This is a genomic window from Ruegeria sp. BHSC223, from assembly GCF_059613025.1.
In genome coordinates this window covers 83,150-98,212 of sequence record NZ_JBXWRR010000009.1, presented here as the reverse complement: position 1 = coordinate 98,212, position 15,063 = coordinate 83,150, and the positions used below count along the sequence as shown (strand labels likewise).

Sequence of the window (15,063 nt, the reverse complement as noted above, 5' to 3'; positions counted from 1 at the left end):
TTCTCCCAATGTGCGGCCATGGCTTTTGACCGCGTATCCCGGCTGGCGTCAATCCCGGCCCTGTTGCTGGTTGCTTTGCTGTGGCTGGTCACGGCAGGCAGCGCCTCGGCCATCACCTTGCTGCGCGACCCTGATATCGAAAACGGGCTCGAGGAGCTGGCCTTTCCCATCCTGCGCGCCGCCGGGCTGAACCCACGCCGGGTCAAGCTGTTGGTGGTGGATGACAGCTCGCTCAACGCTTTTGTGCTGGATCACAATGCCATCTTCATCCATTCCGGCCTGATCCAGAAGGTCGCCCGCGCCGATATCCTGCAAGCGGTGATCGCGCACGAGGCGGCCCATATCGCCAATGGCCATATCGCCCGGCGGATCGGCAATTTCGAAAACGCGCAGACCCTGTCGAAGCTGGGCCTGGCCCTGTCGCTGATCGCGGCGGCGGCGGGCGGCGGCGAGGCTGCTGCCGGGATCGCGGCGGGCACGCAAAGCTCGGCCCTGCGCGGCTTTCTGAAACATACACGGGCCGAAGAGTCGGCGGCCGACAATTCGGCCGCCAGCTATCTGCGCTGGTCCGATATTTCCCTGCGCGGGCTGGTCGACCTGCACCGTACCTTTGCCGGGCAGGAATTGCTGAGCGTCGGGCGGCAGGACCCCTATATGCAGTCCCACCCGCTGACCCGCGACCGCATCCGCAACGCCGAGGCGTTTTTGCAATCCTATGGCGACAAGGCGCCCGACAATCCCAATGCCGACTATTGGTTCGCGCGCGTGCGCGGCAAGCTGTCGGCCTTTTCGCGCAGTTCGAAATGGACATTGGGGCGCGCGCCCGAGGAAGCACATCGCGACATCCGCCTGATGCGCGAGGCAATCGCCTGGCACCGCGACCGCAACCTGTCCCGCGCCCGCGCCGCCATCGACAGCGCCATCGCGCTGCGCCCCGAGGACCCGTTCTATGTGGAACTCAAGGGCCAGATCCTGATGGAGCACCGACAGACCCAATCCGCCGTCGCCACCTATGAACAGGCGGTGGACCTTGCCCCCAACAACGCGCTGATCCTGGCGGGATATGGCCGCGCGCTGCTGAGCGCCGGACAGGACCGCGCCGCGCTGGACGTGCTGGAACGCGCCCGCGCCCGCGAATATCGCGACCTGCGCATGTTGCGCGATCTGGCCGTTGCCTATGCCAAGCTTGGCAATGACGGCATGGCCTCGATGGTGACCGCCGAACGCTATGCGCTTCAGGGCCGCCCCGAAGACGCTCTTATTCACGCCAAACGCGCCGTTGGCGCCCTGCCCACCGGATCTCCCGGTTGGCAACGGGCGCAGGATGTGCTGTTGGCATCGGAACGCTCAGTGAAAAGGAAATGATGATGCTCCGCCATATCGCCCCGGCCGTGACGGCCCTGTCGCTTCTCTCGGTCCCGGCCCAGGCGCTGGACCTGTCCGACATGACCCCCGACCAGCGCGCCGCCTTTGGCGAGCAGGTGCGCGCCTATCTGCTGGAAAACCCCGAGGTGATCATCGAGGCGGTGAACCTGCTGGAACAGCGCAAGGCGCAGGAAGAGGCGCAGCAGGATCTGCACCTGGTGCAGGTCAATGCCGAAGAGCTGTTCAATGACGGCTATTCCTGGGTCGGCGGCAACCCCGAGGGCGACATCACCCTGGTCGAGTTCATGGATTACCGCTGCGGCTATTGCCGCCGCGCCGTGCCCGAGGTGGCCGAACTGCTGCAATCGGATGGCAATATCCGCCTGATCATCAAGGAATTCCCGATTCTGGGCGAGGCCTCGCTGGCCTCGTCCCGCTTTGCCGTGGCCACCCTGATCGTGGCGGGGCCGGATGCCTATAAACAGGTGCATGACGCGCTGCTCGACTTTACCGGCGAGGCCGACGCCGTCGCATTACGCCGTATCGGCGAGGGGCTGGGGCTTGATACCGACGCCATCCTGGCGGAGATGGAAAGCGAAGAAGTCACCCGCCGCCTGGCCGAAACACGAGCGCTGGCGCAGCGACTGAACATTTCCGGCACCCCATCCTTCGTGATGGAAACCGAGATGTTGCGCGGCTATCTGCCTGCCGACCAGATGCAGCAGGTCGCGGACGCGTTGCGCGCCGAACGCAGCTGATCTGATGGCGCCGGCCAGGGTCGGCGCCGCTGCCCCGAAAATGCCCAGATTTTCGTGATGGGCATCACCGGGTTTTTAACCTTTTTGCGGTTAGGCTCGGGGCATGGATATGATTACCCTTGCCCCCCTTGCGGGCCTGTTGCCCGCCGTCGGATTCTTTGCGCTCTGGTATCTTACCGCGCGCAGGCTGCGCCTGTCGCAGTTCCATATCCGGCAACAGACGGACCGGATACAGGACCTGCGCCGCACGCTTGAGGGACTGGATCTGGAACTGTCGATGAAGGAAGCCCGGATCGCGCGGCTGTCGCGCGATCTGACCCAGTCGCGCAGCCGGCACGCCGCCCCATTGGCCCGCGCCGGATAGCCCGGCTCTACTCCGCCGCTTCGGCGGCGGAGGCCGCCTCGAGCGCGGCGGCCTTTTTCTCGACCTCTTCGACGATATGATCGATCATGCGCTCGTTGGACATCTTGTGGCTGGCCTTGCCCGCCAGATAGACCATGCCCGACCCGGCGCCGCCGCCCGTGAAACCCACATCGGTCATCAGCGCCTCACCCGGACCGTTCACCACGCAGCCGATGATCGACAGGCTCATCGGCGTCTTGATGTGCTCCAGCCGCTTCTCCAGCGCCTCGACCGTCTTGATCACGTCAAACCCCTGCCGCGCGCAGCTGGGGCACGAGATGATGTTGACGCCGCGATGGCGCAGACCCAGCGACTTGAGGATCTCGTAGCCGACCTTCACCTCTTCGACCGGATCGGCGCTGAGGCTGACGCGGATCGTGTCACCGATCCCCATCCACAAAAGGTTCCCCAGGCCGATGGCCGATTTGATGGTGCCGCTGACCAGCCCGCCCGCCTCGGTGATACCAAGGTGAATGGGTGCGTCGGTGGCCTCGGCAATGCCCTGATAGGCGGCGGCCGACAGGAACACGTCGCTGGCCTTCACGCTGATCTTGTACTCGTGGAAATCGTTGTCCTGCAGGATGCGGATATGTTCCAGCCCGCTTTCCACCATCGCTTCGGGACACGGCTCGCCGTATTTCTCCAGCAGGTGCTTTTCCAGGCTTCCGGCATTCACCCCGATCCGGATCGAACAGCCGTGATCGCGCGCCGCCTTGATCACCTCGCGCACCCGGTCCGGGCTGCCGATATTGCCGGGGTTGATGCGCAGGCAGGCCGCGCCCGCCTCGGCCGCCTCGATCCCGCGGCGATAGTGGAAATGAATATCGGCCACGATCGGCACCGGGCTTTCGCGCACGATCTCGCGCAGGGCCCGCGCGCTGGCCTCGTCCGGGACCGAGACCCGCACGATATCCGCCCCCGCCTCGGCCGCCGCCTGCACCTGGGCCACGGTGGCGGCCACATCGGTGGTCAGCGTGTTGGTCATCGTCTGGACCGAGATCGGCGCATCGCCGCCCACAGGCACGTTGCCCACCATGATCTGGCGCGATTTGCGGCGATAGACATTGCGCCAGGGGCGCACGGGATTGTGGGACATGGGGACAAGCCTGTTCAGCGGGACGGGTTGCCCCCTAGATAGGCCCCCGCGCCGTTGGCGGCAAGCGGATCAGTCGGCGGCGGCCTGTTGGGGCTGGGTGCTCTGCGCCTCGGCCACCAGCAACTGGCGCAGGGCGTTGTTCTGATCGGCCTCTAGATCGGCGACATCGAACCGTTCGTCAACTGCATCCATTGACAGGACCACATTGCGCGTGACGGTGCCACGTGCCCCGATCGGACCGTAATGCGCGCCATTCATGCTGAAATAGACACCACCGGATTCGCCCACCAGAAGCTTCGGCGGCTCCTCGGTCAGCGGCACCTCATAGACATTGCCCTGTTCGATCGTGCCCAGAGTCCCTTCGAAGATCACACTGCCATCGGCGGCGGTAACCCGCATCCAGGCTGGGCTGACGGCAACGATCTTGAGCGTCGGTTCAATCTCCTCGACCACCTGCGGCAACAGAGCCTCAACCGCGCGCTGCGTCTCGCTCAGCTGCACTTCGGGCAGTTCGGGGGGCTGGAAATTACCCACTGTACGCGGGTCCAGCGTAGCGATGGGTGCGTCTCGCGCTACCAACACCGGCACGTCCAGAGCTTGCGGACGGTAGAGCCGGTCAAGTGCCTCGACCGAGGGCGGTGCCATCACGGATTGCAGCGTGTCGCCAGCGCCGTTCAGAGGATCGAGATCGGATAGTACAAGTGGTGCCTGTTCGACAGGTGCCACCTGCACCTGCTGAACCTCTTTCAGAACCGACCAGCCGCCAAAACCAATACCGCCGATCAGTGCAGCCAACACGAGAACCGAGCCAACGGCGCGCGGCTCGATCTGCGACAGGAACGAATCTCGACCCGGCGCAAAGGGTGTATTGGGGGCAATGAACGGATCACTGGCCGCCTGGCGGCGTTGCGGGGTGGCACCAGGCTTCTTGACGCTGGACGCCTGCGCGGACATGCCATGCGCCACCTCAAAGCCGCTTTCGGCGCAGAATTTGGTGAAGCAATCGTCGGGGTCCATCCCCAGATAGCGGGCGTACGAGCGTACGTAACCAGCGATGAAACCCGGAGTGTCAAATGCGGACGGATCGCAATTCTCGATGGCAGCAATGTAGTTGGCTTTGATCCGCAACTCGCGCTGCACATCCAGCAGCGACTTCCCCATGGTCGCGCGTTCGCCGCGCATGGTATCGCCCAGACGCAGCTCGAAGTCGTCGAAGCCGCGCGGCTTCTCCTCCTCTACGTGTGTCGACTTGCGCTGAGACCTGCGCCCGATCATTCCTGCCGCCCCAAAGTTGGCTGCCAGAAGCTACTGACAGCGCCAAGAATCGTCCCCATAACGATTCGTCCGTGCCTGTTGTTATCCTCAACCCTATCATAGGACAAAGGATTTGCACACGGGCGCGTGTTTTCAACCCGCCAATTCGGCGCGATTTAGCGCACAATGCGACCAAAGCGCATCCATCGCCTTTACCAGTTTGTCCACTTCCTTGGGACCATGCACCGGCGACGGGGTAAAGCGCAGGCGTTCGGTTCCGCGTGGCACGGTGGGGAAATTGATCGGCTGCACATAGATACCGAAATCTTCCAGCAGCATATCGCTCAGCTTCTTGGTGTGCACCGGGTCGCCCACGATCACCGGCACGATATGGCTGCCGTGGTCGATCAGCGGTAGGCCCAGCCCCTTGAGCCGCATTTTCAGGATGCGGGCCTGGGTCTGATGCTGGTCGCGCAGCTCTTGCGCATTCTTCAGATAGGCGACCGAGGCCGCAGCGCCTGCCGCAACCGCCGGTGGCAGCGAGGTGGTAAAGATGAAACCCGGCGCATAAGAGCGGATGGCATCGCACATTTTCGCGCTGGCCGCGATATAGCCGCCCATCACGCCATAGGCCTTGGCCAGGGTGCCATTGATGATGTCGATGCGATGGGCCAGGTTGTCACGCTCGGTCACGCCGCCACCGCGCGGACCGTACATGCCGACCGCGTGCACCTCGTCGATATAGGTCAGGGCGCCGATTTCGTCGGCCAGGTCGCAGATCTCTTCGATGGGGCCGAAATCGCCGTCCATCGAATAGACCGATTCAAAAGCGATCAGCTTGGGCGCGGCCGGGTCGTCGGCGGCCAGCAGCTCGCGCAGATGCGCCACGTCGTTGTGGCGGAAGATACGCTTGGCGCCGCCGTTACGACGCACGCCCTCGATCATCGAAGCATGGTTGAGCGCGTCTGAATAGATGATCAGGCCGGGGAACAGCTTGGGCAGGGTGCTCAGCGTTGCGTCATTGGCGATATAGGCCGAGGTGAACAGCAGCGCTGCCTCTTTGCCATGCAGATCGGCCAGTTCGGCCTCGAGCCGCTTGTGATAGACGGTAGTGCCGGAAATGTTGCGGGTGCCGCCCGAACCGGCACCAGCGGCGGTCAGCGCCTCTTGCATCGCCTCCAGCACGACCGGTTGCTGGCCCATGCCCAGATAATCGTTGCCGCACCAGACGGTGATCTCTTTCTCGCTGCCGTCCGGACGGGTCCAGATCGCATGTGGGAAATGGCCCTTGCGCCGTTCGATGTCGATGAAGGTGCGATAGCGGCCTTCGTCGTGAAGCTTCTGAATGGCGGCGTCGAGTTTAACCGAATAGTCCACCGGATCCTCCTTCGTATCGTGCGGCCGGGTTGCGGCAGGTCAGGCTCTACGCCACATTCGCGTTCGTGAATGGATATCTGCGGCGCATCATTTTTTCAACTGTTACATCCGGCCCCGATGTCGCAGCCTTGACTTGCGTCAATTAAACCGCCGCTTTTTCGGGGACAAGACAAGGAGCGCCTTACCAAGCGTGAAAAACGTCAGCAGGTGACGCAATCTTTTTGCGCGGTTTCCCATCGTGAACGTCGGCCACTGGACAGGGCGGGCGGGGCTGCTAGGCTCCGCTCCGAATATCCCGCAAGACAAGGAACCGCCCGATGTCTCTCGACGACGTCCTCTCGCGTATCGACACCGACCTGCCCGCCGCCATCGACCGGCTGATGGAGCTGCTGCGCATCCCCTCGATCTCGACCGATCCGGCCTATGCCGAGGCCTGCGACCAGGCCGCGGACTGGCTGGTGGCCGATCTGGCCGGGATCGGCATTACCGCCGAAAAGCGGGTCACGCCGGGCCGCCCGATGGTGGTGGGCCATGTGGCCGCTGATCATGACGACGCCCCGCATGTGTTGTTTTACGGCCATTACGATGTGCAGCCGGTCGACCCGCTGAACCTGTGGACCAGCCCGCCGTTCGAACCGCAGATCGAGGACACGCCGAACGGGCGCGTGATCCGGGGCCGCGGGTCTTCGGACGACAAGGGCCAGTTGATGACCTTTGTCGAGGCCTGCCGCGCCTGGAAGGCGGTGCATGGCACCCTGCCCTGCCGGATCACCTTTTTCTTCGAGGGCGAGGAGGAGAGCGGCTCGCCCTCGCTGGTGCCCTTCCTTCAGGCCAATGCCGAAGAATTGAAGGCCGATATCGCGCTGGTCTGTGACACCTCGATGGTGTCGCGCGGGGTGCCGTCGATCGCCGCGCAGCTGCGCGGCATGCTCAAGGATGAATTCACCATCACCGGCCCGCGCATCGACCTGCATTCGGGCCATTACGGTGGCCCCGGCCTGAACCCGCTGCGCGAGCTGTCGCGCATCGTAACCTCGTTCTATGACGAAGAGACGGGCCGCGTCGCGGTCGAAGGCTTCTACGAAGGCGTGCACGAAGTGCCCGCCGAGCAGCTGCGGCAATGGGAAAATTGCGGCTTCGACGAGGGTGAGTACCTCAGCTCGGTCGGCTATAGCCAGGCGCATGGCGAACAGGGCTATTCGACGTTGGAACAGCAATGGGCGCGCCCGACGCTTGAAGTAAACGGGCTGTGGGGCGGCTATAACGGCGCTGGGTCCAAGACCGTGATCCCGGCCCAGGCCCATTGCAAGATCACCTGCCGGCTGGTCGGCGATCAGGACCCCGACAAGCTGCGCGTCGCGATCCGCAAACATGTCGAGGCACAGCTCAGCCCCGATGCGGGGGTGATCTGGGACAACGATCTGGAGGGGTCGAAAGCCTCGGTGATGAATATCACCCGCCCCGAGATGGAGGCCGCCCGCGGCGCGCTGTCCGACGAATGGGGCCGCGAGGCGGTGTTCACCGGCATGGGTGGCTCGATCCCGGTGGTCGGGTTCTTCAAATCGGTGCTCGGGCTTGATTCGATGCTGGTGGGTTATGCCAATGACGACGACGCCATCCATTCGCCCAACGAGAAATATGATGTGGAAAGCTTCCACAAGGGTATCCGCTCGTGGGCGCGGATCCTGGATGCGCTGACCCGCTGATCAGCGCCACGTCCCGTGGGGCCGGCTCAGGCGCAGTCGGCCCCGCCAAACCGGACGGGCAGCATGTAGAGCTCGTCATATTCGGGCCGCTGGAAATGCCACAGCCCATCGCCGCGCTGCTCCCAGGTGGAATGCATAACCTCTCGCACATGGCTCAGATCAAAGCTCTCGACCACCGGTCGCCGCTCGAAGGCACTGAACACCGCATCATCGTCGCGCCCGTCGGCGAACCATTTCGGGTTGGTGCGCACGGTGCCGTCACCGGCCACCTCTTTCTGCTTCTCGATGAAGGCGTTGCGGCGATTGAGCGTTTCGACATAAAGCCCATAGTCGCAATACTTCATGTGGAACATGTAGAGGAAATCCGGCATGTTCAGCTTTTCGTATTCGGCGTAATGGCCGCCGCGCCCGATCTTGGCAGGGCGTGATACGATACAGGGTTTGGCATAGTGCAGCGCCACCTGCGCGTGGCGGCGCGGTCCCAGGATGCCGCCGCCGATATCGTCCTTCTCGCGGTCGCGCAGATGCACGATCTCCAGTCCCATCGCAGTATATACGGTCCGCCCCGGCGCATCGTCCAGCCAGGTGCGCAGGTTCATCCCCGTCGACGGATCGACCACCACGAACTCGTCCACGTCACAGACCAGAACGTGTTTGTACCACTGCCTGAGCGCGTTCTTGAGGTGGTTCTTGGTGCGCCAGTGCAGCATGGTGAACTGGCTTGTTTCAATGGCGGGCACCGGAAAGATGTTGCAGCCCTGCGCCAGCTCGCGCACCAGCGGCTCGTCCCCATGGCTGATGATATAGAGGTTGTTGCGCCCGAAAAGCCCGCCATAATATTGCACGAAGCGGGTCAGGAAATACGCGTCGTCCCGACAGATCGTCACAACCGCCGTGTTCGAGTCTACCTTCACCTGAAACACCTCTGCCCGTTTTCCCAAGCCGATACAGGAAAGCGCACGTGACAGGCAAGAGGCGGAGAGACGCAAGGCGCCCATCGTCCCAGCTACTCGATGGTCTGTGGGGAGAAGTGGCGCGGTTGACGGGGCTCGAACCCGCGACCCCCGGCGTGACAGGCCGGTACTCTAACCAACTGAGCTACAACCGCACACTGTGATCTGGCGTTCCCTGCGGAACGTTGGGGTGTATTATGGCGCGGCTCGTGCATCGTCAAGCGGGTTTCTCACTTTTTTGCCCACGGGTCAGGAAATTCTCGGTCCAGGCGTCAGCCGCCTGGCGGGATTGTTTTTAATTTCAAAACATTATCCCGGTTTCCCCCGCTATCGGACATCTATCAGCGTACTGGCAGCGGGGTGAATTCGCCGTCATCACCGGGCGGCAGTCGGAACCGGCCATGGCGCCAATCCCCGGCGCGCCAGGCCTCTTTCGCCGCATCGATCCGCTCTTTCGAACTGGCCACGAAATTCCACCAGATATGACGCGGCCCGCCCAGCGTGGCACCGCCCAGCAGCATCAGCCGTGCGCCCTGAGGACCCGCCTTCAGGCTCAGACGGTCACCGGGGCGGAACACCATCATCCGGCCCGCCTCGAATCTCTGTCCGGCGACCTCGACCGATCCTTGGGTGACATAGACGCCGCGATCCTCGTGATTGTCGGGCAGCGGCAGAGCCGCGCCGGGTTCAAGCTGCGCGTCGGCATAGAACATCTCGGATGTGGTTTCGACCGGCGCCGAAGCACCCCAGGCATCACCCAGCACCAGCCGCACCTGCTTGCCCTCTGCCTCGAGCAGCGGCAGCGCGCTGGCGGGGGCATGTTCAAAGCTGGCGCCGGTCTCTTCCAGGTGTTCGGGCAGCGCGACCCAGGTCTGGATGCCGAACATGCTGAGCGGTGCCTGACGCGCCGGACCATCGGTGCGTTCGGAATGGGTGACGCCATTGCCCGCTATCATCCAGTTGACAGCACCCGGCTCGATCCACTGGTCGGTACCCAGACTGTCGCGGTGATGCAGCCGCCCTTTGTAAAGATAGGTGACGGTGGCCAGCCCGATATGGGGGTGCGGGCGCACGTCGATGCCCTGCCCGGTCAGGAACTCGGCCGGCCCCATCTGGTCGAAGAAGATGAACGGCCCGACCATCTGGCGGCGCGGCGCCGGCAGGGCGCGGCGCACCTCGAACCCGCCCAGATCGCGGGCACGCGGCACGATCACCGTTTCTATGGCATCCACATCGTTGCCCAGGGGGATATCGGCATCCAGCAAGGGGTTCCAGCTCATCTCAGACCTCCGTTCGGTTGGGATGAGGCTAAGGTAGCATCTGATGCAAAATGCACAATTCAGAAGAATTTGCGCCTTTATGTGCAAATTTGCACAATTTCAGGTGGGGCTTCGGAACAGGCGGGTGGACGAGAACATCGCCTCCAGTTCCTCGATCCGCTCTTTGCTTTCTTCCCAGCGTGCGCCCTGCACTTCGGCAATCAGCGCCTCGACAATCAGTTGCAGCGCGATGGTGCTGTCCCAGCTCGACGGCGCCTCGACCAGGCCATTGAAAGTTAGGTTCGCCACCCGCCCGATGGGCGAGCCCCATTGGTCGGTGAACAGGATCACCGTGACCCCGCGCTCGCTGGCGATCTGGGCCAGTTTCTCCAGATGCGCCTCGTAACGGCGGATGTCGAAGATCACCAGGACCGAGCTCTGATCCATGTCCAGCAGGTATTGCGGCCAGACATTGGCCGAATTGCCCAGCATGGTGACATTGGGCCGGATGATCTGCATGTGGTTGTACAGATAGTCCGCGTTCGAGCGGGTTATGCGCCCGCCCACCACGTAAAGCGGGCGCGTGGTATCGGCCAGGATCGCGGCGGCGCGGTCGAACAGCGCGGTGTCTGTCCGCTCCAGCGTGTGGCGCATATTGGCCCAGACCACCTGGGCAAAGCGCATCAGCGGGTGTTCGGCGCCTTCGTCCACCACCCAGCCGTCGCGTTTCGAGATCGGCTTCTTGATCTGCGCCGCCACTTCCTCGCGTAGTGCGTCCTGAAGGGCGGGAAACCCGTCGAACCCCAGCTTGCGCGCCATGCGGATCACGGTGGGTGTCGAAACTCCGGCAGCGGCGGCCAGCTTGGTGATCGATTGCAGCCCGCCCATCGGATAGTCCTGCAACAGGATCGAGGCCAACTGACGTTCGGACCGGGTCAGGTGCTCGGTCTCGTCCTGAATGCGTTGTTTGACCAGTTTCGATGTGCCGGGCACGGGCCGCCCTTTGTTCTAGCGTTTTTTACAGGTTATCCGTTTCTGTAATCATGTCTACAGAAATTTTATTGACAGAGAGCTGGGGATTGTAACCAATGCTACACATGTCAAGCGATGCCGAATCTCCCTTGCTGTCCGCAGTCGAAGGCCCGCCCGCGCGGGTGCTGAACGCCCGTGGCACAAGGCGCGCTGTGCTGGTGTGCGAACATGCCAGCCGGTTCATCCCTGCCGCACTGTCGGGACTGGGCCTCTCGCCCGAGGCGGCGCGCTCGCACGCGGCCTGGGATATCGGCGCCATGGATCTGGCGGTGGAGCTGTCGGGCGCACTGGATGCGCCGCTGGTCTATTCCCGTGTCAGCCGGTTGGTCTATGACTGCAACCGCCCCCCCGAACGCGCCGATGCCATGCCCGCGCAAAGCGAGATTTACACCATCCCGGGCAATGCGGAGCTGAGCCCCGCCCAGCGCACCCGACGCGCCGATGCGGTTTATCACCCGTTCCGCCAGCTGTTGTCGGCAACGCTCGACACCCGGCCCGCGCCGCTGGTGCTGATCACCCTGCACAGCTTCACCCCGGTCTATCAGGGTCGGACGCGTAGTGTCGAACTGGGCATCCTGCATGACAGCGACGACCGCGCGGCCCGGCTGCTGCTGACCGCCGCGCAGGGGTCGGGTCTCAAGGCCGCGCTGAACGAGCCCTATTCCGCCACCGACGGCGTGACCCATACCCTGCGCGAACATGCCATCGCGCGCGGACTGCCCAACGTGATGATCGAGGTCCGAAACGACCTGATCGACACGCCTTCGGGCGTCAACCGCATCACCGGGCTGCTGGCCCCGATGCTGGCCGGGATGATCGAAACGCTTGCACCCGCAGGGGCACAGGCATGACCGGAGGCATCCCGAAATGACCGCGCTGCGCGCCTATATCCGCATCGTCGACCGGATGAACCGCTGGATCGGGCGGCTGGTGATGTATGGTATCTTCGTGATGATGGCGATCCTGCTGTGGTCGAGCTTCTCCAAGGTCGGCAGCGATCTGGGGCTCGATATCAACCCCTCGCTCTGGACGCTGGAAATGGCGCAATTCGCCATGGTCGCATATTACATCCTGGGCGGTCCCTATTCGATCCAGATGGGGTCGAATGTGCGGATGGACCTGCTCTATGGCGAATGGTCGGACCGGCGCAAGGCCTGGACCGACGCGATTACCGTGCTGTTCCTGATCTTCTATCTCGGCGTGCTCCTTTATGGCGGCTACGACAGCCTCAGCTATTCCTTCCAATATGGCGAGCGCAGCCCGACCGCCTGGCGCCCGGTGCTGTGGCCGATCAAGACCATCATGTGCGCGGGCCTGTTTCTGATGCTGCTGCAGGCCCTGTCCGAACTGGCCAAGGACATTCTGCGGATCCGTGGCGAACATATCCCGCGCGAGGTGATCTGAGATGTCCTATGAACTGATCGCCATCCTGATGTTTTCCACCATGATGGTGATGCTGATGACCGGCCAGCGCGTGTTCGGCGCCATCGGCTTTGTCGCGGTGCTGGCCTCGCTGCTGCTGTGGGGCGACCGGGGCGGCTATGATATCGGTTTCTCGGCGGCGATGAAGCTGATGAAATGGTATCCGCTGCTGACCCTGCCGATGTTCATCTTCATGGGTTACGTGCTGTCGGAATCCAAGATCGCCGACGACCTCTACAAGATGTTCCATGTCTGGATGGGCGGGTTGAATGGCGGGCTGGCGATCGGCACCATCGGGCTGATGGTGCTGATTTCGGCAATGAACGGGCTTTCGGTGGCGGGCATGGCCATCGGTGCCACCATCGCCCTGCCCGAGCTTCTCAAACGCGGCTATGACAAGAAGATGGTCACGGGGGTGATCCAGGCCGGATCCAGCCTGGGGATCCTGGTGCCGCCGTCGGTGGTGCTGGTGCTATACGCGATGATCGCGCGCCAGCCGGTGGGCCAGCTCTGGCTGGCGGGCGTGCTGCCGGGCCTGATGATGGCCGCCATGTTCATCCTCTACATCGCCATCCGCTGCAAGCTGAACCCGGCCCTTGGTCCGGCGCTGTCGGCTGAAGAGCGTGACGTGCCGATGGGTGAGAAACTGCGCCTGTTGCGCGCGGGCCTGCTGCCGCTGGGTATTTTTGCCGCGATGATGGTGCCCTTTGTGAACGGCTGGACCTCGCTCGTCGAAAGCTCGGCCATCGGCGCGCTCACGGCCTTTCTGGCCGCCGTGCTCAAGGGCCGGATGACCCGTCAGGTGTTCGAGGTTTCGGTCCGCTCCACCCTGGGCATCTCCTGCATGTTCATGTGGATCATCCTGGCCGCACTGGCCTTTGGCGCGGTGTTCGACGGGCTGGGCGCGGTCAAGGCGATCGAGAACCTCTTTACCGAGAAACTGGGCCTCAACCCCTGGATGATCCTGATCCTGATGCAGCTCAGCTTCATCGTGATGGGCACCTTCCTAGACGACACCGCGATGCTGGTGATCGTGGCACCGCTTTACGTGCCGCTGGTGGGCGCGCTTGGCTTCGACCTGATCTGGTATGGTGTGCTTTATACCATCACGACACAAATCGCTTATATGACACCGCCATTCGGCTATAACCTGTTCCTGATGCGGGCCATGGCCCCGCCCGAGATCACCCTGCGCGATATCTACGGCTCGATCCTGCCTTTCGTGCTGGTGATGACCTTGGCGCTGGCGATCATCATGACCTTTCCGCAGATCGCACTGTGGCTGCCTGAATATGTCTACAACAAGTGATCCCGGAGCGAACCGGGACATCCAATCCACCCCTTTTTCAACTGGGAGAGAACCGATGACCACAAGACGCAAGTTTATCACCACCGCCGCCGTTGGCGCGGCGGCCGCGCCGCTGGCCACCCCGGCGCTGGCGCAATCGACGATCAAATGGCGCATGCAGACCTATGCGGGTCCGGCACTGGCCGCCCATGTGATCGACCCGGCGATTGCCATGTTCAACAAGATCGCCGGCGACCGCATGCAGATCGAGCTGTTCTATGCCGATCAGCTGGTCCCGACGGGCGAGCTGTTCCGCGCCATGCAGCGCGGCACCATCGACGCGGTGCAGTCCGATGACGACTCGATGGCCTCGCCCACCGAGGTCACCGTGTTCGGCGGCTATTTCCCCTTCGCCTCGCGCTACTCGCTGGACGTGCCGGTGCTGTTCAACCAGTACGGGCTGAACGAGATCTGGGACGCGGAGTATTCCAAGGTCGGCGTCAAGCATATCAGCGCGGGCGCCTGGGACCCCTGCCATTTCGCCACCAAGGACCCGATCAACAGCCTGGCCGACCTGAACGGCAAGCGGGTCTTCACCTTCCCCACCGCGGGCCGCTTCCTGAGCCAGTTCGGCGTGGTGCCGGTCACCCTGCCGTGGGAAGATATCGAGGTCGCGGTACAGACCGGCGAGCTTGATGGCATCGCCTGGTCGGGTATCACCGAGGATTACACCGTCGGCTGGGCCGATGTGACCAACTACTTCCTGACCAACAACATCTCGGGCGCCTGGGCGGGCTCCTTCTTTGCCAATATGGACCGCTGGAACGAGCTGCCCGAAGACCTGCAAACCCTGTTCCGGGTCTGCTGCGACCAGTCGCATTACTATCGCCAGTGGTGGTACTGGGGCGGCGAAGCCAGCCTGCGTGTCAATGGCACCAAGATGCAGCTGACCTCGATCCCCGATGCGGAATGGGCGCAGGTCGAAGAAGCGGCGGTCAAGTTCTGGGACGAGATCGCGGCGGAATCCGAGACCAAGGCCAAGGTGGTCGAGATCTTCAAGAAGTATAACGCCGACATGGCCAAGGCCGGACGGCCCTATCGCTACGGCTAAATCACAGACCCGGCCCGCCGCCCCTTGCGGCGGGCCGGT

The 15,063-nt window shown here is 63.2% G+C and carries 14 protein-coding genes and 1 tRNA gene; 8 read left to right on the top strand and 7 right to left on the bottom strand.

Annotated elements, in window-relative coordinates; genetic code table 11:
• Positions 1 to 18: 18 nt before the first annotated feature.
• From AC2FNY_RS14605 to AC2FNY_RS14595, 3 genes are all read left to right on the top strand, one after another.
• Positions 19 to 1,365, top strand: a complete 1,347-nt coding sequence (locus AC2FNY_RS14605; RefSeq protein WP_496802899.1) for a M48 family metalloprotease — start codon at positions 19 to 21, stop codon at positions 1,363 to 1,365.
• Positions 1,365 to 2,123 (top strand): DsbA family protein, encoded by a 759-nt coding sequence (locus AC2FNY_RS14600; RefSeq protein ID WP_234137008.1) that lies wholly within the window; start codon positions 1,365 to 1,367, stop codon positions 2,121 to 2,123. Before AC2FNY_RS14605 ends, AC2FNY_RS14600 begins: the two co-directional genes overlap by 1 nt.
• Positions 2,124 to 2,226: 103 nt before the next feature.
• Complete coding sequence (locus AC2FNY_RS14595; RefSeq protein ID WP_234136258.1) at positions 2,227 to 2,487, top strand: hypothetical protein; 261 nt, start codon at positions 2,227 to 2,229, stop codon at positions 2,485 to 2,487.
• A gap of 7 nt (positions 2,488 to 2,494) precedes the next feature.
• On the opposite strand, the gene ispG is transcribed toward AC2FNY_RS14595, so the two are convergent.
• From ispG to hemA, 3 genes are all read right to left on the bottom strand, one after another.
• Positions 2,495 to 3,622, bottom strand: a complete 1,128-nt coding sequence (ispG, locus tag AC2FNY_RS14590; RefSeq protein ID WP_234145414.1) for a flavodoxin-dependent (E)-4-hydroxy-3-methylbut-2-enyl-diphosphate synthase — start codon at positions 3,620 to 3,622, stop codon at positions 2,495 to 2,497.
• 69 nt (positions 3,623 to 3,691) lie between these two features.
• Positions 3,692 to 4,897, bottom strand: a complete 1,206-nt coding sequence (locus tag AC2FNY_RS14585) for a helix-turn-helix domain-containing protein (RefSeq protein ID WP_496802898.1) — start codon at positions 4,895 to 4,897, stop codon at positions 3,692 to 3,694.
• A 132-nt stretch (positions 4,898 to 5,029) separates the two neighbouring features.
• Positions 5,030 to 6,253 carry a 5-aminolevulinate synthase gene (gene hemA / locus AC2FNY_RS14580; protein ID WP_496802897.1) on the bottom strand — a complete coding sequence of 408 codons (1,224 nt, stop codon included), beginning with the start codon at positions 6,251 to 6,253 and terminating at the stop codon, positions 5,030 to 5,032.
• Between the two features lie 317 nt (positions 6,254 to 6,570).
• Between hemA and AC2FNY_RS14575 the strand changes: the two genes are divergently transcribed.
• The gene (locus AC2FNY_RS14575; protein WP_234166210.1) at positions 6,571 to 7,959 is read left to right on the top strand and encodes a M20/M25/M40 family metallo-hydrolase; all 1,389 of its coding nucleotides are present in this window, start codon (positions 6,571 to 6,573) and stop codon (positions 7,957 to 7,959) included.
• A 26-nt stretch (positions 7,960 to 7,985) separates the two neighbouring features.
• Here the strand turns inward: AC2FNY_RS14575 and AC2FNY_RS14570 are convergent, their stop codons facing one another.
• The 4 genes from AC2FNY_RS14570 to AC2FNY_RS14555 form a co-directional block, all read right to left on the bottom strand.
• Positions 7,986 to 8,873 (bottom strand): glycosyltransferase family 2 protein, encoded by an 888-nt coding sequence (locus tag AC2FNY_RS14570; protein WP_234166209.1) that lies wholly within the window; start codon positions 8,871 to 8,873, stop codon positions 7,986 to 7,988.
• A gap of 117 nt (positions 8,874 to 8,990) precedes the next feature.
• A tRNA-Asp gene (locus AC2FNY_RS14565) sits at positions 8,991 to 9,067 on the bottom strand.
• 186 nt (positions 9,068 to 9,253) lie between these two features.
• Positions 9,254 to 10,192: a pirin family protein gene (locus AC2FNY_RS14560; protein WP_496802896.1), complete on the bottom strand. Its 939-nt coding sequence runs from the start codon at positions 10,190 to 10,192 to the stop codon at positions 9,254 to 9,256.
• A 99-nt stretch (positions 10,193 to 10,291) separates the two neighbouring features.
• Entirely contained in the window at positions 10,292 to 11,164 is an 873-nt protein-coding gene (locus AC2FNY_RS14555; RefSeq protein WP_234136251.1) for a MurR/RpiR family transcriptional regulator, read from the bottom strand.
• Positions 11,165 to 11,268: 104 nt separating this feature from the next.
• Here AC2FNY_RS14555 and AC2FNY_RS14550 point away from each other — a divergent pair, with 104 nt between their 5' ends.
• From AC2FNY_RS14550 to AC2FNY_RS14535, 4 genes are read left to right on the top strand one after another with little or no spacing between them, the layout of a single operon-like run.
• A complete protein-coding gene (locus AC2FNY_RS14550; RefSeq protein WP_496802921.1) occupies positions 11,269 to 12,054 on the top strand; it encodes an N-formylglutamate amidohydrolase in 786 nt (261 codons plus the stop codon).
• A 16-nt stretch (positions 12,055 to 12,070) separates the two neighbouring features.
• On the top strand, positions 12,071 to 12,607 hold the full coding sequence (locus AC2FNY_RS14545; RefSeq protein WP_496802895.1) for a TRAP transporter small permease subunit: 537 nt from the start codon (positions 12,071 to 12,073) through the stop codon (positions 12,605 to 12,607).
• A 1-nt stretch (position 12,608) separates the two neighbouring features.
• Positions 12,609 to 13,934: a TRAP transporter large permease gene (locus AC2FNY_RS14540; protein WP_496802894.1), complete on the top strand. Its 1,326-nt coding sequence runs from the start codon at positions 12,609 to 12,611 to the stop codon at positions 13,932 to 13,934.
• A gap of 55 nt (positions 13,935 to 13,989) precedes the next feature.
• Positions 13,990 to 15,024 (top strand): TRAP transporter substrate-binding protein, encoded by a 1,035-nt coding sequence (locus tag AC2FNY_RS14535; RefSeq protein WP_234136248.1) that lies wholly within the window; start codon positions 13,990 to 13,992, stop codon positions 15,022 to 15,024.
• Positions 15,025 to 15,063: the final 39 nt, after the last annotated feature.